Annotated in this window: 23 protein-coding genes; 12 read left to right on the forward strand and 11 right to left on the reverse strand. The window is 42.4% G+C overall.

Annotated elements, in window-relative coordinates; genetic code table 11:
- Positions 1 to 9 precede the first annotated feature (9 nt).
- Both V7K25_RS09830 and V7K25_RS09835 read right to left on the reverse strand, forming a co-directional pair.
- Entirely contained in the window at positions 10 to 1,632 is a 1,623-nt protein-coding gene (locus tag V7K25_RS09830) for an SUMF1/EgtB/PvdO family nonheme iron enzyme (RefSeq protein WP_335157372.1), read from the reverse strand.
- A gap of 1 nt (position 1,633) precedes the next feature.
- Complete coding sequence (locus tag V7K25_RS09835; RefSeq protein WP_335157374.1) at positions 1,634 to 2,029, reverse strand: Pepco domain-containing protein; 396 nt, start codon at positions 2,027 to 2,029, stop codon at positions 1,634 to 1,636.
- Between the two features lie 368 nt (positions 2,030 to 2,397).
- On the opposite strand from V7K25_RS09835, the gene V7K25_RS09840 reads away from it, so the two are divergent.
- Entirely contained in the window at positions 2,398 to 3,258 is an 861-nt protein-coding gene (locus V7K25_RS09840; protein ID WP_335157376.1) for an Rpn family recombination-promoting nuclease/putative transposase, read from the forward strand.
- Between the two features lie 115 nt (positions 3,259 to 3,373).
- On the opposite strand, the gene V7K25_RS09845 is transcribed toward V7K25_RS09840, so the two are convergent.
- The 3 genes from V7K25_RS09845 to ndhC are packed head-to-tail and all read right to left on the reverse strand — an operon-like array spanning position 3,374 to position 4,987.
- Positions 3,374 to 3,904: an NAD(P)H-quinone oxidoreductase subunit J gene (locus V7K25_RS09845; RefSeq protein WP_335157378.1), complete on the reverse strand. Its 531-nt coding sequence runs from the start codon at positions 3,902 to 3,904 to the stop codon at positions 3,374 to 3,376.
- Positions 3,897 to 4,634, reverse strand: coding sequence for a photosynthetic/respiratory NAD(P)H-quinone oxidoreductase subunit K (gene ndhK / locus V7K25_RS09850; protein ID WP_335157380.1), 738 nt, complete (start codon positions 4,632 to 4,634; stop codon positions 3,897 to 3,899). Before ndhK ends, V7K25_RS09845 begins: the two co-directional genes overlap by 8 nt.
- On the reverse strand, positions 4,625 to 4,987 hold the full coding sequence (gene ndhC / locus V7K25_RS09855; RefSeq protein ID WP_196526961.1) for a photosynthetic/respiratory NAD(P)H-quinone oxidoreductase subunit C: 363 nt from the start codon (positions 4,985 to 4,987) through the stop codon (positions 4,625 to 4,627). The genes ndhK and ndhC overlap by 10 nt, the downstream gene beginning before the upstream one ends.
- Before the next feature lie 342 nt (positions 4,988 to 5,329).
- On the opposite strand from ndhC, the gene V7K25_RS09860 reads away from it, so the two are divergent.
- The 6 genes from V7K25_RS09860 to V7K25_RS09885 all read left to right on the forward strand — a co-directional run bounded on the left by V7K25_RS09860 (position 5,330) and on the right by V7K25_RS09885 (position 8,012).
- Positions 5,330 to 5,665: a rubredoxin gene (locus tag V7K25_RS09860; RefSeq protein ID WP_335157382.1), complete on the forward strand. Its 336-nt coding sequence runs from the start codon at positions 5,330 to 5,332 to the stop codon at positions 5,663 to 5,665.
- Between the two features lie 466 nt (positions 5,666 to 6,131).
- The gene (locus tag V7K25_RS09865) at positions 6,132 to 7,151 is read left to right on the forward strand and encodes a photosynthesis system II assembly factor Ycf48 (protein ID WP_335157384.1); all 1,020 of its coding nucleotides are present in this window, start codon (positions 6,132 to 6,134) and stop codon (positions 7,149 to 7,151) included.
- Between the two features lie 144 nt (positions 7,152 to 7,295).
- The gene (psbE, locus tag V7K25_RS09870; protein WP_012411800.1) at positions 7,296 to 7,544 is read left to right on the forward strand and encodes a cytochrome b559 subunit alpha; all 249 of its coding nucleotides are present in this window, start codon (positions 7,296 to 7,298) and stop codon (positions 7,542 to 7,544) included.
- Between the two features lie 9 nt (positions 7,545 to 7,553).
- Positions 7,554 to 7,691 (forward strand): cytochrome b559 subunit beta, encoded by a 138-nt coding sequence (psbF, locus tag V7K25_RS09875; protein ID WP_015115279.1) that lies wholly within the window; start codon positions 7,554 to 7,556, stop codon positions 7,689 to 7,691.
- A gap of 8 nt (positions 7,692 to 7,699) precedes the next feature.
- Positions 7,700 to 7,822 (forward strand): photosystem II reaction center protein L, encoded by a 123-nt coding sequence (locus tag V7K25_RS09880; protein ID WP_012411802.1) that lies wholly within the window; start codon positions 7,700 to 7,702, stop codon positions 7,820 to 7,822.
- A gap of 70 nt (positions 7,823 to 7,892) precedes the next feature.
- Positions 7,893 to 8,012 carry a photosystem II reaction center protein J gene (locus tag V7K25_RS09885; RefSeq protein ID WP_334914194.1) on the forward strand — a complete coding sequence of 40 codons (120 nt, stop codon included), beginning with the start codon at positions 7,893 to 7,895 and terminating at the stop codon, positions 8,010 to 8,012.
- 241 nt (positions 8,013 to 8,253) lie between these two features.
- Here the strand turns inward: V7K25_RS09885 and V7K25_RS09890 are convergent, their stop codons facing one another.
- Entirely contained in the window at positions 8,254 to 8,364 is a 111-nt protein-coding gene (locus tag V7K25_RS09890) for a photosystem I reaction center subunit VIII (protein ID WP_109010098.1), read from the reverse strand.
- A 204-nt stretch (positions 8,365 to 8,568) separates the two neighbouring features.
- Entirely contained in the window at positions 8,569 to 11,565 is a 2,997-nt protein-coding gene (locus V7K25_RS09895; RefSeq protein WP_335157387.1) for a hypothetical protein, read from the reverse strand.
- A gap of 602 nt (positions 11,566 to 12,167) precedes the next feature.
- Here V7K25_RS09895 and V7K25_RS09900 point away from each other — a divergent pair.
- Together V7K25_RS09900 and V7K25_RS09905 are read left to right on the forward strand one after the other, a co-directional pair.
- Positions 12,168 to 12,365: a hypothetical protein gene (locus V7K25_RS09900; protein WP_322648808.1), complete on the forward strand. Its 198-nt coding sequence runs from the start codon at positions 12,168 to 12,170 to the stop codon at positions 12,363 to 12,365.
- 82 nt (positions 12,366 to 12,447) lie between these two features.
- Positions 12,448 to 12,927, forward strand: a complete 480-nt coding sequence (locus tag V7K25_RS09905; protein WP_335157390.1) for a Tic20 family protein — start codon at positions 12,448 to 12,450, stop codon at positions 12,925 to 12,927.
- Between the two features lie 3 nt (positions 12,928 to 12,930).
- Here the strand turns inward: V7K25_RS09905 and V7K25_RS09910 are convergent, their stop codons facing one another.
- Positions 12,931 to 13,704 (reverse strand): fumarylacetoacetate hydrolase family protein, encoded by a 774-nt coding sequence (locus V7K25_RS09910; protein ID WP_335157392.1) that lies wholly within the window; start codon positions 13,702 to 13,704, stop codon positions 12,931 to 12,933.
- 577 nt (positions 13,705 to 14,281) lie between these two features.
- Between V7K25_RS09910 and rpsF the strand changes: the two genes are divergently transcribed.
- A complete protein-coding gene (rpsF, locus tag V7K25_RS09915) occupies positions 14,282 to 14,638 on the forward strand; it encodes a 30S ribosomal protein S6 (RefSeq protein ID WP_335157393.1) in 357 nt (118 codons plus the stop codon).
- Positions 14,639 to 14,867: 229 nt separating this feature from the next.
- A complete protein-coding gene (locus V7K25_RS09920; protein ID WP_335157395.1) occupies positions 14,868 to 15,428 on the forward strand; it encodes an Npun_F5560 family protein in 561 nt (186 codons plus the stop codon).
- A 535-nt stretch (positions 15,429 to 15,963) separates the two neighbouring features.
- On the opposite strand, the gene V7K25_RS09925 is transcribed toward V7K25_RS09920, so the two are convergent.
- A complete protein-coding gene (locus V7K25_RS09925; protein WP_335157397.1) occupies positions 15,964 to 16,317 on the reverse strand; it encodes an STAS domain-containing protein in 354 nt (117 codons plus the stop codon).
- Positions 16,318 to 16,797: 480 nt separating this feature from the next.
- Between V7K25_RS09925 and V7K25_RS09930 the strand changes: the two genes are divergently transcribed.
- The gene (locus V7K25_RS09930; protein WP_335157399.1) at positions 16,798 to 17,430 is read left to right on the forward strand and encodes a DedA family protein; all 633 of its coding nucleotides are present in this window, start codon (positions 16,798 to 16,800) and stop codon (positions 17,428 to 17,430) included.
- Between the two features lie 150 nt (positions 17,431 to 17,580).
- Here V7K25_RS09930 and V7K25_RS09935 read toward each other — a convergent pair whose 3' ends face one another.
- Complete coding sequence (locus V7K25_RS09935; RefSeq protein WP_335157401.1) at positions 17,581 to 18,783, reverse strand: argininosuccinate synthase; 1,203 nt, start codon at positions 18,781 to 18,783, stop codon at positions 17,581 to 17,583.
- A 427-nt stretch (positions 18,784 to 19,210) separates the two neighbouring features.
- On the reverse strand, positions 19,211 to 19,396 hold the full coding sequence (locus tag V7K25_RS09940; RefSeq protein WP_335157403.1) for a hypothetical protein: 186 nt from the start codon (positions 19,394 to 19,396) through the stop codon (positions 19,211 to 19,213).
- Positions 19,397 to 19,456 lie beyond the last annotated feature (60 nt).

Below are 19,456 nucleotides of genomic sequence, written 5' to 3' on the forward strand. Positions count from 1 at the left end.
GCTATGGGGTTACGAGGTATACAAATCTTGCCCTTCACACCATTCCCATACATTACCATGCATATCGTATAAACCGAAAGAATTAGGCGGAAATTTTCCTACATCTGTTGTTTGTTCACGATATTCCCCTTTTGGTGCAGAGCCGTAAGGATAGTTGCCGTCGTAGTTAACTAAATCTGTGGTAATCGTTTCACCAAAATAAAACGGTGTAGTTGTTCCCGCACGACAAGCATATTCCCATTCGGCTTCACTGGGTAGCCTGTAAGTGTTTCCTGTCTTCTGACTCAACTTTTCACAAAACTCTACCGCCTCATCCCAACTAACTTGTTCTACAGGTCGTTTCTCACCTTTGAAGTTAGAAGGATTATTACCCATAACGGCTTGATACTGTGCCTGGGTAACTGCATATTTCCCCATGAAGAACCCAGAAACTTTTACCTGATGCTGTGGACTTTCATTTTCATATCTGTCTGCTTCCCTTTCCGGTGAACCCATCGTAAAGGTTCCCCCTGGTATCTGCACCATTTCGAGGGTGATACCATTTCCTAAATCTTCTTCAAAATATTTCGCTTCCTGATTACGGCGGTTGGTGATACCTCCGTTTGCATTTACCGTAACCACTTCAAATTGAAAGGTTTTTAAGGGATTTTTTTCAACTATAGATATTCCCTTAGTGGAATTTTCAATACTAGGACGAGGTTGTGGTAAAGATGGTTCTTGACGTTCCCACCGCAACCTTTCAATTCTTTGAATTGCTTTGATTGCAACCGTATCTTGCCCTGAAGCCGCAGCTAATACACGAATCCATAATTGCTCTGCTAAATCTAAATTCCTGTCGGCTTCTGCTTGGTAAGCATCATTTTTCAGCGTGGCGATATCTGTTTGAGTTGCATATCGTGGCACAAGTATTAGGTGGGATTTATCCACAGGTTCAGCAATAACATAAGGTGTTTGCTTTGTATTCTTATGCTGGCGAACCAGTTCAGGCACACGAAACTTGAGATACTGATCTAATCGTTCAACAGTAGCGCATTTACCTTGAATTCCTAACCCTTCTAGTAGTGCAGTAGTAAAAGCACCTTGTTGTAAAGCCTCAATTTCATAAGAATATTCCTGTGGACTACAGGAAAATATGCTGATAACTCCTTGTTGACGTGCTTCTTCTGCGGTTTGTCGCCCAATCCCTTCGCCAGCACGAGTACCTAGACTACGACAAGCATCCAGAATCAAGACAACATTATCAGCGCCGCAGCGACGCAGGCGCTCAGTCACAACGTTAATCGCAATTGCCGTATTTTCAACATCCTCTGGGTCGCCATCACAGGGTATGAGATAATCACGGCCACCGTGTCTCATTCCATGCCCACTGAAGAAAAACCAGAAATTATCCCCTGCTCCCATAAAGGGTTTCTCAAATAACTGCCGCAAGACTCGCAGCAAGTTAGTGCGAGTTGGGCGAGTCGATTTTCCAGCAAGTTCAGGGGAGTCATCAGAGAAGAAGTATATCCGCTCAAATCCGGCTTCATTGCCCAGAAACTCTTGCATTAACAGTGCATCCCGCTTGGCATAGTTTAGCGGTTGCAGATAATCATACTGGTTAATTCCGATCGCGATCGCCCAATTTTTTGCCATCTTACCCTGGTTCTTGGCGCTTAAACTTCAGCTTAATCGCTCCTTTACTCCCAGCTTTGACACCATTACCAATTAATTTAACTTCCCCATCTGCACTAATTTCTACCGATAGCTCAATTTCATCTAGCTGCATCTTGGAGTTGACTTTTGCTTGCTCTTGGGCTTGACTAAACAAACTTCCCACTACTTTGAGAAAGTGAGTCATATTTTGCTCTAATGTTTGAGCGCTAACCTGAACGGCATCTCCTACCCCTTTGCTACCAGTATTATCTCTGATAGTTTCCTCTCCCCAACCGCGTGTATTAGTACTCCCGCCTTTAGCACCGTCAGGAATCGATATTTGAGGGGTATCATCCGTCACAATCCAAATGCGATCGTCTTGGGGTGTTTCTGACATATTACTTTAAATATTTACATTAAATCTTCCCACAAATATAGATACAACGGTAGAGATAGGGATTTCGATTACCAGGAAATCTCACTGAACATCTTAGCGATCGCACCAATTATGATAAAGATTCTGGGAGCGATCGCATAGTCTCAAATTATCTCAGATTGGGTGCGATGTCTACGACGGGCTTTGCCTACGTTTTCTCTAATATTTACCCCACTTTAACCCTCCCCTTATAAAGGGGAGGGAACCGGATTTTCTTGTTTACCTCCTTTATAAGGGGGGTAATAATTCGATTAAAATCACAACATACCACTTTTCAAACATCCTCTTAACTATAATTATTTGATAACTTTCAGTGCGTTTACAACCCCATGATAAAACCCGCCGATGTCAGCACCAAACGCTTAATCAGCCTTGCACCTGATAACTGGGTAAAATGGGTAACCCAAATTCCTGATATTATTGCTGGCGAAATTCTCAACTCAGAATTTCAGTGGATAAGTCGAGAAAGTGATGTTTTAATCCGTGTCGAAAGTCCCCAGCATGGAAAATTTCTCGTTCTTAACGAATTACAACTCCGCTATAAACCAGAAATGCCGCGCAGGATGCGTGCTTATGCAGCACTTGCAGAAGAAAAATATAATTTGCCAACGTATCCAGTACTAATTAATATCCTCAAGGCAAGTGACGCTGAAATACCGACAAGTTATGAATTAAATATTGCTGGTTTACGTGCTATTCAAGATTACCGTGTCATTAACCTGTGGGAAGTTAATGTCGAGATTGCTTTTCAACAACCCTTACCATCCTTACTGCCGTTTGTACCGATTCTCAAAGGTGGTGATAACGAGTCTACAATTCGAGATGCATTGCGAATATTACGTGCAGATGAACAATTGAATCAACTAGAAACAGTATTAGGATTTTTTGCTACCTTTGTATTAGATAGTGCAATAGTTCAACAAATTCTGAGGTGGGATATGGCACTTTTAGAGCAGTCGCCTTGGTATCAAGAAATTTTTAGCAAAGGGGAAGAACGAGGAAGAAAAGAAGAGTCATATTCAGGGATTGAATTAGCATTAGAAATTAAGTTTGGCAATCAAGGTTCAGAATTGATGCCGATAATCTCTCAAATTACAGATTTGCAGAAATTAAAAGCGATTCAGCAGGCAATTAAAACTGTAAATACAGTCAATGAATTACAGCAAATTTTGTTAACCGACTTTATATGAAACACCAAAAACATAACCCCTCTCCGCTACCGGAAAGGGGTTAATCATTGCCGAAACTATATTGTACAGAGGCGATTCATCGCGTCTCTATTCATCGCGTCTCATTCAGCAATCTCTAATAAGCGTCCTGCAACTCGTAGAAATCAGGCGAGATGTAATCCTTCCGCAAAGGCCAACCTACCCAATCTTCCGGCATTAAAATCCGCTTGAGATTTGGGTGTCCTTCGTAGATAATGCCGTACATATCGTAAGACTCGCGCTCTTGCCAATCTGCGGTTTTCCAAATCCAGTACAGAGAAGGGACTACAGGATTTTCCCGTGGTAAGAACACTTTAACTCGAACTTCTTCGGGGCGATCGCTATTATCACCCACTTTAATCAAGTGATACACACTCACCAATTCCTGTCCTGGCCCAAGGTCAACGCCACCTTGAAACTGGAGATAATTAAACCCGTAGGCATAAAGGGCTGTAGCGGTAGGAAGCAAGAAATCTGCCGCCACCTTAATTATCTCTACACCATTCTTATCCGGGGCTAAAAACTCATGGTCAAAGCCATTTTCCTTCAACCACTGGGAAATTTTACCCGCTTGTACCAATGAGTCTTCTTTCTCTGCTGGTACTGGTTTAGATTCTTCTTCAGCCACGGGTTTGTTCCTCCTTTTGCGCCTTTTCTGTCAACAGTGCAGGTGGTATTGGCATACCAATCGCTTCCGCTAATTCCTTCGGTGGTGCAGAGCGAGTTTCTGACTGCAAATACTTACCAGTTAAGATTTCATCTACTGGCTTCAAGTTATGAGTCGTGCTGTAGTAGCGGTGGGTTTGCTTAATTTTATACCGCTCTTGCATCGATTCATTGGAGATTTTCTTCCGTAGCTTAATGATTGCGTCAATAATTGCTTCTGGACGGGGAGGACAACCAGGCAAATACACATCTACAGGAATCAGTTTATCGACTCCGCGCACTGCTGTGGGCGAATCAACGCTGAACATCCCGCCAGTAATTGTGCAAGCACCCATTGCAATTACATACTTTGGCTCTGGCATTTGTTCATAAAGACGCACCAATTGCGGAGCCATCTTCATCGTAATAGTCCCTGCCGTAATAATTAAATCGGCTTGGCGGGGGCTAGAACGGGGAATTAGCCCAAAACGGTCAAAGTCAAATCGGGAACCAATTAAAGCTGCAAACTCAATAAAGCAGCAAGCAGTACCAAATAGCAGCGGCCACAAACTAGAAAGCCGCGCCCAGTCGTAGAGATCATCAACCGTGGTCAAAATGACGTTTTCTGAAAGGTCTTGAGTGATTGTAGTCCGCTCAATCGGGTTAATGATTCGTTCTTTGCCCTGGGTTGTTAAGTTAGAATTCAAGACCATTCCAAAGCTCCTTTACGCCATGCGTAAACTAAAGCGACTACAAGAATTGCAATAAAGACTAGCGCTTCAATAAATGCTAATAGCCCCAAACGGTGGAAAGCTACCGCCCAAGGATATAAGAAAACAGTCTCCACATCAAAGACGACGAAGACCAGAGCAAACATGTAGTAGCGGATGTTGAACTGAATCCAGGCTCCCCCAATGGGTTCCATGCCAGATTCATAGGTGGTGTGCCGTTCTGGGCTGTAACCACTGGGTCGTAGGAGCTTGGAAGCTGAGAGCGCTAAGGCAGGTACTAGGCTACAGATGATGAAGAAACCTAGAAGGTACTCGTAACCGCTGAGGACAAACACAATGAGTATCTACCGCTTATGGAGTATTTTAAGTAGGGAGTGGGGAGTGGGAAGTGGGGAGATGAATGAACAAGGGGCACGCGGCAAAGGGGAGAAAAAAAATTAGCTCTTTCTCCCCTTTGCTCCCTGCTCCTTGCCCCTCTGCCTCTTCCCCATGCCCAATACCCAATCCCTTGAATTACGTTACTTTCTTTTACATTATATCTGTTTGGTTTTTCTGAAATCTGGGAAACAGATACACTTCAAGTATTTAATTAGCTTTTGATAGTGATAGAAAAGCCTAACAATTATGTCATAATTTGTAACGTATATTTCAGATTTCTCCTCTGCGAGGCCTTAGCCATGAGCGAACCAGCTGTTGAGACTACAGTGTTAGACCGCTACGAGTGTCGCGCCTGCGGTTATGTTTACGAACCTGAGAAGGGAGATGACAAGGATGATATTCCTTCAGGGACATCCTTTGCAGAACTGCCCATAAATTGGCGCTGTCCAGTTTGTGCTGCTAAAAAAACCGCTTTTGCCAACATCGGCCCTGCGGGTACTGCATCCGGCTTCAAAGAAAATCTCGGTTACGGTTTGGGTGTCAACAAGCTAACGCCAACCCAAAAGAATATCCTAATTTTCGGTGCTTTGGCTCTTGGCTTCTTGTTTTTTATCAGTCTCTACGGTTTACAATGACAGCCGTTATCTCAGAAACAGGGAGTAGTGAGTAGGGAAAGAGATTTTCATTATTGGTTGTGTGATTATAATCACACAATTAGATTGTTTTACCTATTCCGTAGAGTGTTTAATTAAGCTAAAAAATGCTCACTTTTGCTTACATTGATTAACAGTGGATTCTCTGATAAAATGTCAGAGAATCAGGTGAAAATCCGTAACGTCAAGCAACCTCTATACTTACTAATAAGTTGCCTCTGAGGTGTTACAGAAAGTAATCGCAAATATGTTGCTTCTCAAAGCAAGAATCACGCTAGAAGCAAACAAGTAAAAGTGCATAGAACTTGTTTTTATGCATGGATTGATACACCTTGGTTGAGATTGATCTGCTCAACTTATGTATTTGTTAGCAAATGTTAGCAAAAAAGTATCAGTAAACCTTTTAGAGAACAGCTACAGAAATTTAGAAACAAGTTAAGAAATACTAATGCATTCAATTGTGAAAGGTTGGCAACGAATAGCTACCTTGTTGATAGTAGTCCTCATGTGTATAGGTTGTAGCAAAATTCCCTCTGTTAGTTACAACCCTTGGAAAGTCATTTCTGTGCCAACAGACTCGAATCTCCTGGATATTGCATTTACTAATAACCCTGAGCATGGCTACTTAGTAGGTAGCAATGCCACCTTATTGGAAACCAATGACGGTGGTAATACCTGGAAACCAATAACACTGCAACTGGATGAGCAAAAGTATCGTTTTGACTCAGTAAGTTTTGCAGGAAAAGAAGGCTGGATTGCCGGAGAGCCTGGACTGTTGCTGCACACTACCGATGAAGGTGCTTCTTGGTCGCGTATTCCCTTGAGCGAAAAGCTACCAGGTAGCCCGATCGCAGTTAAGGCACTAGCAGACAATACAGCTGAAATGGCTACCGATGTCGGAGCCATATATAAAACTACAGACGGCGGCAAAAACTGGAAAGCCCAAGTGGAATCAGCAGTGGGTGTGGTGCGTAACTTAGAACGTTCTCCTGATGGCAAATATGTTGCCGTTTCCGCCAAGGGTAGTTTCTACTCGACTTGGGAACCGGGACAAGATGCTTGGGTACCCCATAACCGCAATAGTTCTAGGCGCGTAGAAAACATGGGTTTTGCTGACAATGGGCAATTGTGGTTACTAGCTAGGGGAGGTCAAATTCAGTTTAGTGACCCAACTAAACCTGAAGAATGGCAAAAGGCAAAATATCCAGAGTTATCCACCAGTTGGGGTTTACTGGATTTGGCATATCGCACACCCGATGAAATTTGGATCGGTGGCGGTAGTGGTAATTTGCTACGGAGTCCCGACGGTGGCAAAACCTGGGAAAAAGACCGTGAAGTGGAAGAAGTGGCTGCTAATTTGTATAAAATTGTGTTTTTAGAGCCAGAACGGGGATTTATAATTGGCGATCGCGGCGTATTGCTCAAATATCTACCCAATCCTGAAACAACTTCCCCAGAAGCCGCTTAATGGGGACTAGGCACTAGGGAAGAGTTTTCCCAATCCCCATACCCAACGTACAATTTCTGAGAAGAACTTTGCAACTTGTAACTCTTTCTTAACTTTGTAGGATAATAAACTCAATAACACTCTATGTATAGGATAGGGATCTAAATGTCAGGTACCACTGGAGAACGTCCGTTTTCGGACATCATTACTAGCGTTCGTTACTGGGTAATTCACAGCATCACCATCCCGGCATTATTTATTGCCGGTTGGCTATTTGTCAGCACCGGACTGGCTTATGATGCTTTTGGCACACCCCGCCCCAACGAGTATTTCACACCAGCGCGGCAGGAAGTGCCAATTGTGAAGAACCGTTTTGAAGCTAAAAAACAAGTTGAACAATTTATTGGAAAGTAGTTTGAGATCATGACTAGCGGCAATAACATCAATCAACCAGTTACCTATCCAATTTTTACCGTTAGATGGCTGGCAGTTCACACATTAGGTGTACCAACTGTATTCTTTTTAGGCGCGATCGCCGCAATGCAATTTATTCAACGTTAGGAGCAATCATGGTAGAAAGATCGCCCAATCCCAATAATCAACCGGTTGAACTAAATCGGACTTCGCTATACCTGGGACTACTACTAGTTTTCGTTCTGGGGATTCTGTTTTCCAGTTACTTCTTCAACTAAGTAGAAGTCCTGTTGTTAATCTTTGTTTATTTAACCTGTGTTGATTAGTTGTTAAGGGAGGAGAGAAGCTGTGTCTGGAAGTGGGAGAATTCCCCTGTGGGTCGTCGCTACGATCGCAGGTTTAGGTATAATTACAGTCTTGGGCATTTTCTTTTATGGTGCCTACGCCGGAATCGGTTCTTCGATTTAACATCAGTTAGTTTGAACCGAATACTATAAGTTAGAATTTTCTAGCATTTGTTGAGAAATCAACGTTAAAAAAAACCGCCTGTCTCCATGAGATAGGCGGTATTAATTTTGGTCAATAGTCTAGAAACATATCCCACAGAATTGATAGCAATACGGTTCGGGTAAGATTCCCCCGCCTGTGGCGATCCCCGATCAATTGGGGGTAAATTATCCAAAAACTTGACTAATGACTAATGACTAAATTATCCAATATCGTCTCTTTCAATGTATAAAAGTAGAAACGCGAAGGTCACGGTTGGCAAAACCCAACCAATGATGGGAACTAAGATAGAAGGCAAAAAGGAAGCTGCCATAGTAAAGGTTCCTGTTAAATAACACTACAATTCAAAATGAGCTTACTGCAAATTATGCCAATTTTTTTGAAATTCTAAAGATTTTTAACACAGGGAATGTGGAGAGTGGGGAGTGGGGGCAAGGGGGAGAATAAAAATTAGCTCTCTCCCCTTTGCTCTCAGCTAAAACCCCTCTGCCTCTTCCCAATGCCCCTCATACCTGAGTTACATATCGAGGAGTTCATCTAGCTGCAAGTTTGGCAAGTCTGGAGGAATCACAGTTCGTACTATTGTGACTTTGTGACTCTCCTGTTGGGTTGTCAAATCAAGTGCGATCGCTTCCAAGCGAATTTCCAAACACCCAAAGGGAATATTTAATTGCGTCATCACTTCTAATCCTCCCAAGGCGTTAGGTAGCAAATTTGTCAGTAAATGGGGCCCCTCTAGTAACCAGCGAGTTTGATAATCTTCAAGCCATAACTTGACAACAACTTGAGGAGGTACTTCAGGCAGCACTACGCGCACTATGATAAATTTGCCAGCGATTAGTTCGCCGTCTGGTACATGCAGTTCTGGAATTGGCAAAGGCTCAATGGCTGCCGCAGTTATGGGTGAGGAAGAGGATAAACTTAACACTGGTTGCTTCTCTTCTTCAAAAGAGTCATTCTTCGTCCGATTAGCTTCCTGTTCACTATGTTCAGTATATGTATCGTCTACAACGATTTCTTGCGCCAACCAAGCTGACGCTATATTCATTTTTATTGGAGGAGGGGGGGGCGGTAGTTGTGTTACCACCATTGAAACTGTTGGCTCAGATACTTCTACTACCGTATCTTCTCCTGTTTCTAGATCAGCTTCCTTTGCTGTGTCTGCGTCTTCCCCAAAGTTCTCAAGATCAGAAACCGACTCTTGAACTTCTTCCGATATCTCTGTGTCAGCATTAAGAGAAAGCTGGGTTTGCTGAGTTGGAACATAGCGATCGCGGTCTTCAGGTTCCAGTTCATTGATGGATTCAGGCAAAGAGTATCCTTGGCTGTGCATCCACTTTCTGAGCAGGGGAGATGAGTAAAGGTTGCCTGTTGTAATGAATTGTGCATTTGGCTGCGCTTCTTCTACCTCAGCAACAGATTCTTCTTGAAATTCTACATTTGGCTGGGCTTCTCCCTCAGCAACAGATTCTTCTTGAAATTGGGCATCATCTACTACTAATTCCGGTGTATTTTCATCAGCTATAGTTGTATTCAACTGCGGTAAGTCTTCATCTACTGGAACTTTCGCATCTGGAGCATTGTTTTTTACTTCTTCTGGCTTATCTGGCAAAGCTTGCAGCCGTTTCAAGTATGGCAAAGTATGGTCGAGTATTGGCATTCGACGTTGCTTGATGATCAACTGCTCCAAGTTGATGGCAACCATAGTAGTATCCTTTTCCAGAAGTTCCTCTTCTGTAGGGGGTTCTGCAACAAAATCTGTGGGAGTGTTGGCATAGGTTTGAATAGCGGGCAGTTTCGGCAATTGAGGCGAAGTGCCTGAATTCTTTAAGTTAGATGTTCGCAGGATGGCTTCTCGCAGAACTTGTAAGTTAATTTGCGGTGGTAAAGCTGTATTTGGAGATGGATTGAGTATCTGAGACTGGTCTATTTTTGGAATCTTGACCAGATTGAATAGTTTCAAATCTATCCTCACAGAGCCAGAGGCCTCTGTGACAGCAGCAGATGAGTCCGATGGTGCTGTGGTGTCATTTAAGGATGTACTAGGTGTTGCTGCGGCTGTGATTGCCAGTAATTGTGTTACATCTGCTGTAATGGTGAAGGACTGGCTGGCTAACCTAATGACTTCACCAACATCGGCGAATCGACCATACAAAGTGATATCTGCCAAAATTAACTTGGATTCAAACTCAGCAGGAATATCAATTGAGGTATTGATGGTGAAGGGCAACTCCTGATCTGTTAAGGATTGCCGTACCTGGGTCAAGATTTTTGAGTTTTTGGGCGATCGCAGTTCAATTACTAGTTCAAGGGCCTGCAAGCTTTTGGAGAATAATGTTTCAGCTTGATCTAGATTTATCTTTTCTTTGAGTTCTACGTGCCCATTGATTGTAAGAGGTTGTCCCCAACGAGCAATGTAAGTATCCCGATCTAAAGTTAGTAGTAATGGAGCCGGTGGCTGTGTTGCTGGAGAATCTGTAACCTTTTCATCATTGAGCAGGGCTTCAGAATTGGGTAAAGCTAAATCTATTAAATCTTGTAAAATCTGCTCTGCCGTCTCACCTTTGAGCCACACAGAACTCACAGGCTCATCAATATCTTTTTCCGTTTCATCTAGCACAACAGTGGTATTAAGGTTGCTGTCTGTAGTAACCGTCTGTTCTGTAGCGATCGCTTTATCTAAGTTAATTTCGGGTTCTTCTGGAGCAGTGGATTCTAAGTTTCCTTCATCTGGCACAACAATTGTAACGGGGTTGTCGTCTATAGCGATCGCTTTATCTAAGTTAATTTCGGGTTCTTCTGGGGCAGTGGATTCTAAGTTTCCTTCATCTGGCACACCAATTGTAACGGGGTTGTCGTCTGTAGCAATTAGCAGTTCTGCAAAGACTGCGATCGCTTTATCTAATAAGTTAATTTCGGGTTCTTCTGGGGCAGTGGATTCTAAGTTACCTTCATCTGGCACACCAATTGTAACGGGGTTATCGTCTGTAGCAATTAGCAGTTCTGCAAAGACTGCGATCGCTTGATCTAGCGCAATTGTGGGTTCTGTAGGGAAAGTGAATTCCCAGTTTTCAGAAACAGCATCTGGGCGATCGGATGAATTTGATTCTACATTCTCCCCCTGCTCCCCCTGCCTCTTCTGCCTCTTCTGCTCCCCCTCTACTCCCTGGCACAATACTTGAAGTTGGATACTGTATTGCCAAGATTTACCGAGTAGCTCTGACATTAAATCGCCCATACAGCGCAACTCCCAAACTCCCGGTTCAAGGTAGGTAAAGGGAATTAACGCCATTAAACCTTCTGAATTAGTGCGACGCGATCGCTTGAAAATTCGCCGCTTTGGTAGAACTTCCTGGGTTGAAGAGTGAGTTACCCGCACTTCCACATCCGTATTAGGAAGGTTAGAACGAGCCAAAACTCTATACTCCCCTTCCAAAATTTCCAAATTTGGCGATTCTAGGATATGCCACGAGCGATCGCCTTGTTTCTGTATCAGAAATTGCCAATGTTCCATTGTGAGTGATGCCCAGACCGACGAGCCGCCCAATTATATTGTGTATTAACTTGCTTGCAAGTTTACCCCAGTATTTTGTAAATGCATCTCTTAAATGGCTATCTAGTTAACTCAGTTTTACTTACTTGCCTTCTGGCACTTTAACTAGTCCCATCAACGGAACTTCAATGGATCGCCATGTTGCTTGTGCGTAAAGCTTTTGTTGTTTCCTCAATATTAAGTTTGACACTCTCCAGTGCTAAGTTAACAGGGATGCAATAAAATCGTTGGCTGTATATTTTCAACTTAGCGCCAACTTTTTTTGTATGATTTTTTACCAAAACGTCCATTTGCCATAGACACAACATACAATAAATGTAAGATTCACTTGACAATTTTTATTAAATTGTGATTCCCCACATTTTTGCTACAAAGAGTTAGGATGTGGCTTTTAAGTGTTCTCTGCGATCGCCTACAGCAGGCACAAAGCGCGATCGCAAATCACAACACTTAACCGCGCAGCACGCGCTAAACCTACCTGAAGCGTTTCTTTGAACCGCTACAAAGCGTATCCTCACCTGAGTGAAATGTGGGTGACAATGAGGATTTACAGGAGGGATTCGATGCTAGTCATTTTAATGGACGAGCAAATCCTTGCCCCTGAGCAAGTTTGCCAGTCTTGTTTACTCGCTGACAGGAGCGGTCAACCCCGTTGGCGTGGGGGTCAACTGCGTTGTGGTCAAGCTATTGGCAAACTCACTCAACAGCAGCCAGACCAGTATGAGTGTGTCATGGGTTTTCGCATCGCCCATATAGAATAGTGTGAATTTGCCAGCAAGACTAACCAACTGCGTTATCCTAAGCTCAAGTAACTATTAAAATTTAACCACAGGAGAACGCATAATGTCTTGGCGCGGGTCTATAACGGTTTCAGATCGTATTTTTGCTTCCTTGCCTTATTTGCTGCCCCTAGTTGATGGTTTAGTCTTCGGCAGCTTTTTGTTGAATCAGTTTCCAGCACTACGAGTTCTGCTTTTACCACTGCAACCAGTTTTAATAATTTACGGTAGTTTAGGACAATTTGGACAAATAATTGTGTTCTTTGCCTTGTTTTTATTAGTGGTAAGAAACGAAAAAATTAGTCACTTCATTCGTTTCAACACAATGCAAGCAATTCTTTTGGACATAGTTATATTTTTGTGTTCTATACTGGTGCAAGTTTTAGGACAGGTTCCAGGTACTGGCTTTGCAATAGAAACAGTAGCTAATACCATTTTTCTAGGCGTTGTAGCAGCAGTTGGATATTCTGCCGTTCAGTCTCTACTGGGACGTTATGCGGAAATTCCGGCGATTTCCGATGCAGTATATATGCAAGTGCGTTAGAAATTAACGGGGCGCTACGGTGTTTTCCAGGCGACCAATACCTTCAATTTCGACGCGGACGCGATCGCCTGGATGCAATGGACTTACACCCTCCGGCGTACCTGTAAGCACCAAATCACCAGGTAGTAGCGTCATAACCTGACTGATATAAGAAACTAAAACATCGGGAGAAAACACCATCTGATCGATACAGGCAGATTGGACTGGATTGGCGTTGTCATTCACAAAAGTCTGCAATCTCGCTCCTGGATTTAATTCCCGCACGATCCAAGGCCCCAAGGGACAGAAAGTATCAAAACCTTTGGCTCGCGTCCATTGACCATCCCGTTTTTGCAAATCCCGCGCCGTTACGTCATTGGCTATGGTATAACCCCAAATTTTGGTTTGGGCTACCTCTGGTGTACATTCAAAGGCATAATCGCCAATCACTAATGCTAACTCTCCTTCGTAGTCAACTCTTTGTGACTGCGGAGGATACTTAATTTCTTTCTCTGATGGAATGATCGACGTGGGTGGCTTGAGAAAAATTAGTGGCTCAGAAGGGACTGGAGTTCCCATTTCGGCCGCATGATCTGCATAATTCTTACCCACCGCCACAATTTTTGAGGGAGCGCAGGGAGCCAGAATTTCGTAATTTTCTGGTGTCAAAGTTAAATCAGTGGGTTGTCCTTGTAACCAGGGCGGAGCATCTAATACCTGCACATTCAGGGATAGTTGTAGTATCCCATAGTAAATCTGTCCTTCTTGATTTTGAATTCGCACATAGCGTTGCGCCATAACCTTGATGAATATCCTTTTATCTGCTTTTTTGTTGGTGTGAGCGGGTAGCAATCATCAGTTAGCTTTTTAGCGAACCGATTGAGCCTTGAGCCTGAAAGCGATCGCTCGCTATAATATATGTCCCAATACGTTTCGGTTTATATGTTTGGCTCTCGGAGATCCCCTCAATCCCCAATTTATCGGAGGTTGCCACAGGCAGGGGGATATCTTAACCGAACCTCCTGATCTATGTCCCTAGGGAAAGATACCCCTTGGCAAAGCTGATAGCTCGATCAATTTTTTCAAAAATAAAAGACTAGCTACGTTCACTGCCGTTTCATCATTCCCCTTGCGGGTGAGTGAGAGGTTTTTTTGGAATAAACTAAAGAAATCTGGGGGTCGGGAAGCGACCTATTTTTCATTAAGGACATCCAAAAAATTCAAATTTCGGCGATTTGACTAATGATTCAAATTTAAAACTGGTAAGATTATAATTCCTTGTTGCTTCAGATGTTGATTAATACCGACATTTTGAATTAAATTAGGTATAAATTATCATCAGCAGCCATTTCTGTCCATAAGGAGACTGAAAAATATGACTACAAGTTACGAAACAATGTATATTCTGCGTCCTGACCTAGGAGACGAACAGGTAGAGCAAGCAGTTACTAAATATCAGAATTTGCTTCGCGACCAAGGCGCCGAGGATATCCAAATTCAAAATCGTGGTAAGCGTCGTCTTGCTTATGAAATCAAAAAACACCGCGATGGCATCTACATCCAGCTAAATTACACTGCGCCAGCAACTGCGATCGCTCCCTTTGAACGCGCCATGCGTTTGAGTGAAGAAGTGATTCGCTATTTGACAGTTAAGCAGGAAGCCGAAGAGGAAAAACCCCCTAAAGAAGAAAAAGAAAAACCCACTAAAGTAGCTGCACCTGCAACAGTGTAAGGGATAGGGAGTAGGGAGTAGGGAATGGACATTAATCAATACATTCTTCTTCCCCTGCCTCCCCTGCTCTCTCATCCCCACTCCCCAATACTCCATTCAATAAAATTTTGTTTTTTCTTTTTTCATGACTTGCTTGGGAATGCTACATTAACAAATACTTGCCAAAGGTAGTACTTCCGCAGTTATACCTAAGAGTGGACAAGATTCTGAATGGGAGTTGTAAGCTACTGTGAGCCAATCTGATACACCCAATATTCAAGTTCTCTCTACAGAAGTATCGCAACTACGCCAAGAGTTGCAACTTCGTGATTCCTTAGTACAACAACTATCTCAAGAACTCTTCCGGCTGGTAAAGGGTAACACTAGTTTTATGCCCCAGCAACCGGATCTTGAGCGCGATACGACCCAGTTACAGGCTTTGCAAGAACAACTCCAAGCTGTAGAGCAGCAGGTGGCGTTCTACCAAGAGCAAATTACAACTCGTGACTCCGAAATTTACCAATTGCGACAGTCAGTTCAAGAACTCACCGATCGCACTCGGATGTTGGAGCAAGTAGTACAAGAGTTACCTCAAATTTATCGGCGGAAGTTTGAAGAACGGATGACGCCAGTGAGAGAAAAGGTAGCAATGCTACAACGGGAAAACCGCCAACTACAAGCAGAACTACAAAGTGTGAGTTACCGTCTAGCACTCAAAACTCGCAATGCTAGTCATAGTGGCATTGATTTGCCAAATTTTCCCCGCCCAGCATCCGAAGAAACTAATATTTCGACTCCCCAAAACGCCTAAAGTTATCATTATGCTGGAATCGAACATGTAAAAAATTGCCAGAAAAAAGTGTCTTGGATACATCCAACTAGTACACCAAGGCATTAACAATTTAAAATTCAAAATTAAAGACATTTCAGACAGGGATTTAAACCCTGACTGAAACCGATGCTATATGTAAATATAGGGTCATGAAACCCTTTGATTTAGGACAAATAAATAAGGCCAAGGCTAGATAGTATAACCTTTCTTACCTCCTATTTTTTTTGCACTAGTTACGTCGGCTATAGAACAATTAGCTCAGAGTAATTTCAAAAGCTGGGGAGTCTCACAAATAATTGCATTGTTTTGACCGATTTTGGTCAATTATTACTTCACTGCTTTAAATCGTACAAGCTTATTGATATTATCTACGTCAAAGCCATGAGTTTCGCTGAATATTTTTCTCTAGAAAAAAAGAAAGTTAGCCTGCTAGCACCAGACTGTTCTCTTAGAGAATATGAAAAAATGCAAATATTGCTTGACTCCACCATCCATCTATAGGTAGATTTATTATTTAGGCTGCTAGCACCAGACTTTTATCTTTAACGGTGGAAAAAATGTCTTCGTAAGTGGGAAAAATTTCAAACACTGAATCTAGTTGGGTAAGTTCCAAAATTAACCGTACAGGAGCTTGCACGTTGCATAGAACCAAGCGACAACCACTCTGACGTGCAGCTTTCAACCCTTTTACTAAGGGGACTAATCCAGAACTGTCCATGAAATTAACTTCTGCTAGGTCGATAACCCAGAGTTGATGAGCTTGGGGCACTACTCTAGCCATCTGTTCACTCAAAGTCTTACCGCCTTCCAAATCTATGCTTGATTGGGGTTTAAACAAAATAACTTGAAGTTCTTGTGTGAGAATCATGAATTTAACAGGGTAGTTGGAACACTTGACAAAAAATTGAAAAAAGACATCAATACCTTTTCTCTGTCACCAGCAAAATTACTGTTTTACCCAGATATTTGGGCAATTGCAGTCGTGCAGTTAAGAGGGATTATTTCAGTATTCATGCCGTATAATTTGTGATAACTTTCATCAATATAGGCATAAACGCCTAACAAATTCGGTATCAACCGTATCTTTTACAAGATTTTCATCATTTAACTGGATATTTATAATTTTTTTATAAATATTTTATTTTTTTTGTAATAAATTATAAACTTGTGGTACTTACCCCTAAATAATGCATAGTTAATAGTCAAAAATTAATAGTTACCATAGGCTCTAATTTATGGATTATTCAGAATTAAACTAATGGCTCAATATAGCGGTTTAATTGACACCACGCGCATAAACAAGCAAAGATATAATAAAAGTAAAAATTTGTAAAGACGGTGGTGCGGAATGTCTTTAGAGCTGATTTCACTAGAAAATATCCAAAAAGTCGCCCACACTTACGGGTATTGGGCAATTTTTTTAGGAATTTTGCTAGAAAATTTAGGCATTCCCCTTCCTGGTGAAACCGTGACCTTAGTAGGCGGGTTTCTAGCTGGCAGTGATGAACTGAATTTCTGGCTGGTTCTCGGTGATGCAATTATGGGTGCTGTAATTGGCGGCACTTGTGGCTATTGGATTGGTAAAGCTAGCGGTTGGCCTTTTCTAGTAAAAGTTGCTAGCATATTTCGGATTTCTGAAGTGCGGTTGCTGATTATTAAAGAACAATTTAGTCAAAATTCTGCTAAAGCAGTATTTTTTGGACGTTTTTTGGCATTGTTACGGGTTTTTGCTGCACCACTAGCTGGGATAGCTGAAATGCCCTTTGGAAAATTCTTTTTATACAACTTTTTAGGAGCAGTTGCTTGGGCTAGTTTGATGGTGACATTAGCTTTTTTTGCTGGCAAAATTGTCTCTTTAGAACAATTGGTTGCTTGGGTAGGTCAATTTGCGATCGCAGCCTTACTGATTCTCGCTGCCTTAATTATTGTGCCTCTGTGGCTAGAGTCTCGCCAAGTTAAAGAAGCGAGTAGTGAAGAGTAAAAAGTGAGAGTTAGGAGTTAGGAGTGAGGAATAAAGTAAAAAGCTATGTTTTTAATTTTTACTTTTTGTATTTTGCTTTTTTAACAGACGCGATTAATCGCGTCTCTACTGCTAACTCCTGTACAGACGCGATTAATCGCGTCTCTACTCCTAACTTTTAATTTTCTGCGACCAAATGCGAGTCGGTAGTCCCCAAACGTAAATAAAGCCTTCAGCAGCTTTGTGATCAAATTGATCTTCGGCTCCGTAGGTTGCCAAATCGGGAGTATAGAGAGAATTATCACTCGAACGCCCAACTATCGTAGAGTTGCCCTTGAACAACTTCACTCGCACAGTTCCAGAGACTTGCTGTTGTGTCTTTTGAATAAAGGCATCCAGGGCAACTTTGAGTGGACTGTACCACAAACCGTTGTAAACAATTTGGCTGTAAGTTTCTTCAATCCCACGCTTGTAATGGGTGACATCTGCCGTCAAAGTCAAGCTTTCTAAATCCCTATGTGCCTGAATTAACACTAACATCGCGGGTGATTCATAAATTTCCCGCGATTTGATGCCCACTAGACGGTTTTCGATCATGTCGATCCGTCCGATACCGTGATTTCCTACCGCCTGATTGAGTTCTTCAAGTAGTTCAACTGGCTTTTTAGCTATGCCGTTGAGGCTTGTCGGAATACCACCGTGGAAGCCAATTTCGATGTACTCTGGCTCGTTGGGAGTATCCACGATCGCTTTGGTCATTTCATAAATTTCTTCTGGTGGCTCAAATGACGGATCTTCGAGTAAACCAGCTTCAATACTACGACCGAGCAAATTTTTATCAATGCTGTAGGGAGAAGATTTTTTGACTGGTGAGGGGATACCAAACTTTTCCCCATAAGCGATGGTTTCCTCACGGCTCATGCCCCATTCTCTGGCTGGTGCGAGGATTTTTAAGTTGGGGTTTAAGGCGGTTACAGAGACATCAAAGCGAACCTGATCGTTACCTTTGCCGGTGCAACCGTGAGCGATCGCATCAGCACCATATTTTTCAGCTGTTTCTACTAATACCTTAGCAATCAGTGGACGAGCAAGGGCAGTTCCGAGAGGATAACGATTCTCATAAAGGGCGTTGGCTTGAATTGCTCCAAAGGCGTAATCTTTAACGAAGCTGTCTTTGACATCCGCCACTAGGGATTCACTTGCACCCGATTTCAAAGCTTTTTCTCGAACTGGCTCTAATTCATCTCCCTGGCCTAAATCTGCTGCTAGGGTAATCACCTCTTCCACACCCCACTCTTGTTTGAGGTAAGGGATGCAAACGGAGGTATCCACTCCACCAGAATATGCCAGGACAACCTTTTTGGCGCGACCCATTAATTTCTCCAGTTAGGAAAACAAACAATGAGTCATTATTATATCTAAACTAATCCATGTATATTTTATTCATGCAACAAGTAATAGATTAATTAACTGCGAACTTAGACATTACCGTTAACTCTTATCTGATGCTAATAAAACGATGTAGCAATTTTAAATTATTATATGAATAACAAGATTCCCTAACTTTTTAGAAAAGTTGGGAATCTGAGCTTTGAGATTTTATAATTTTAAAAATTTGCGGGGTGGATAATCCCACCCGGTTATTCTTGATAATTTGGTTTAAGCTTTTGTGCTTGATGGTTTAGAAGATGCTATCTTTTTACTCAAAAACAAACTCAACCCAAATACAGACAATCCAAGCATTAAACTTGGCTCTGGAACACTGGTATAAGTGACGGTCTGAACGCCTGCACTACTTGAATCATTCAGATTGATATAAATTTTCGCGGTAGAGATTAAAAGCGCTAGGTGTAAAATACAACCCTAACCCTGCTTTATTAAAAATTGTTCCCGTTTTGTCGGTGAAAACTGACGCTAAAGGATCATCCGCTTCAGTGTATGACTGGCCACCATAGCTAGCAGGTTGTCGGAGAACTGGCAGAAGCATTTCCTAGCAAAACCTGCAAACGTCTTAAATTGAATGCTAAACATACCAAGCACCATTCTC

The sequence above is a fragment of the Nostoc sp. genome (genome assembly GCF_036919495.1).
In the GTDB taxonomy this organism is placed as follows: domain Bacteria; phylum Cyanobacteriota; class Cyanobacteriia; order Cyanobacteriales; family Nostocaceae; genus Nostoc.

Bases quoted from the DNA above. Each gene is read 5' to 3' on its own strand.
- V7K25_RS09905 (WP_335157390.1), top strand. From the start codon at position 12,448: ATGTCTTGGCGCGGGTCTATAACGGTTTCAGATCGTATTTTTGCTTCC.
- psbF (WP_015115279.1), top strand. From the start codon at position 7,554: ATGACTAGCGGCAATAACATCAATCAACCAGTTACCTATCCAATTTTT.
- ndhK (WP_335157380.1), bottom strand. From the start codon at position 4,634: ATGGTCTTGAATTCTAACTTAACAACCCAGGGCAAAGAACGAATCATT.
- V7K25_RS09900 (WP_322648808.1), top strand. From the start codon at position 12,168: ATGCTAGTCATTTTAATGGACGAGCAAATCCTTGCCCCTGAGCAAGTT.
- V7K25_RS09910 (WP_335157392.1), bottom strand. From the start codon at position 13,704: ATGGCGCAACGCTATGTGCGAATTCAAAATCAAGAAGGACAGATTTAC.
- V7K25_RS09925 (WP_335157397.1), bottom strand. From the start codon at position 16,317: ATGATTCTCACACAAGAACTTCAAGTTATTTTGTTTAAACCCCAATCA.
- psbE (WP_012411800.1), top strand. From the start codon at position 7,296: ATGTCAGGTACCACTGGAGAACGTCCGTTTTCGGACATCATTACTAGC.
- V7K25_RS09830 (WP_335157372.1), bottom strand. From the start codon at position 1,632: ATGGCAAAAAATTGGGCGATCGCGATCGGAATTAACCAGTATGATTAT.
- V7K25_RS09865 (WP_335157384.1), top strand. From the start codon at position 6,132: ATGCATTCAATTGTGAAAGGTTGGCAACGAATAGCTACCTTGTTGATA.
- V7K25_RS09840 (WP_335157376.1), top strand. From the start codon at position 2,398: ATGATAAAACCCGCCGATGTCAGCACCAAACGCTTAATCAGCCTTGCA.
- rpsF (WP_335157393.1), top strand. From the start codon at position 14,282: ATGACTACAAGTTACGAAACAATGTATATTCTGCGTCCTGACCTAGGA.
- V7K25_RS09890 (WP_109010098.1), bottom strand. From the start codon at position 8,364: ATGGCAGCTTCCTTTTTGCCTTCTATCTTAGTTCCCATCATTGGTTGG.
- V7K25_RS09880 (WP_012411802.1), top strand. From the start codon at position 7,700: ATGGTAGAAAGATCGCCCAATCCCAATAATCAACCGGTTGAACTAAAT.
- V7K25_RS09940 (WP_335157403.1), bottom strand. From the start codon at position 19,396: ATGCTTCTGCCAGTTCTCCGACAACCTGCTAGCTATGGTGGCCAGTCA.
- V7K25_RS09835 (WP_335157374.1), bottom strand. From the start codon at position 2,029: ATGTCAGAAACACCCCAAGACGATCGCATTTGGATTGTGACGGATGAT.
- V7K25_RS09895 (WP_335157387.1), bottom strand. From the start codon at position 11,565: ATGGAACATTGGCAATTTCTGATACAGAAACAAGGCGATCGCTCGTGG.
- V7K25_RS09860 (WP_335157382.1), top strand. From the start codon at position 5,330: ATGAGCGAACCAGCTGTTGAGACTACAGTGTTAGACCGCTACGAGTGT.
- V7K25_RS09935 (WP_335157401.1), bottom strand. From the start codon at position 18,783: ATGGGTCGCGCCAAAAAGGTTGTCCTGGCATATTCTGGTGGAGTGGAT.
- V7K25_RS09930 (WP_335157399.1), top strand. From the start codon at position 16,798: ATGTCTTTAGAGCTGATTTCACTAGAAAATATCCAAAAAGTCGCCCAC.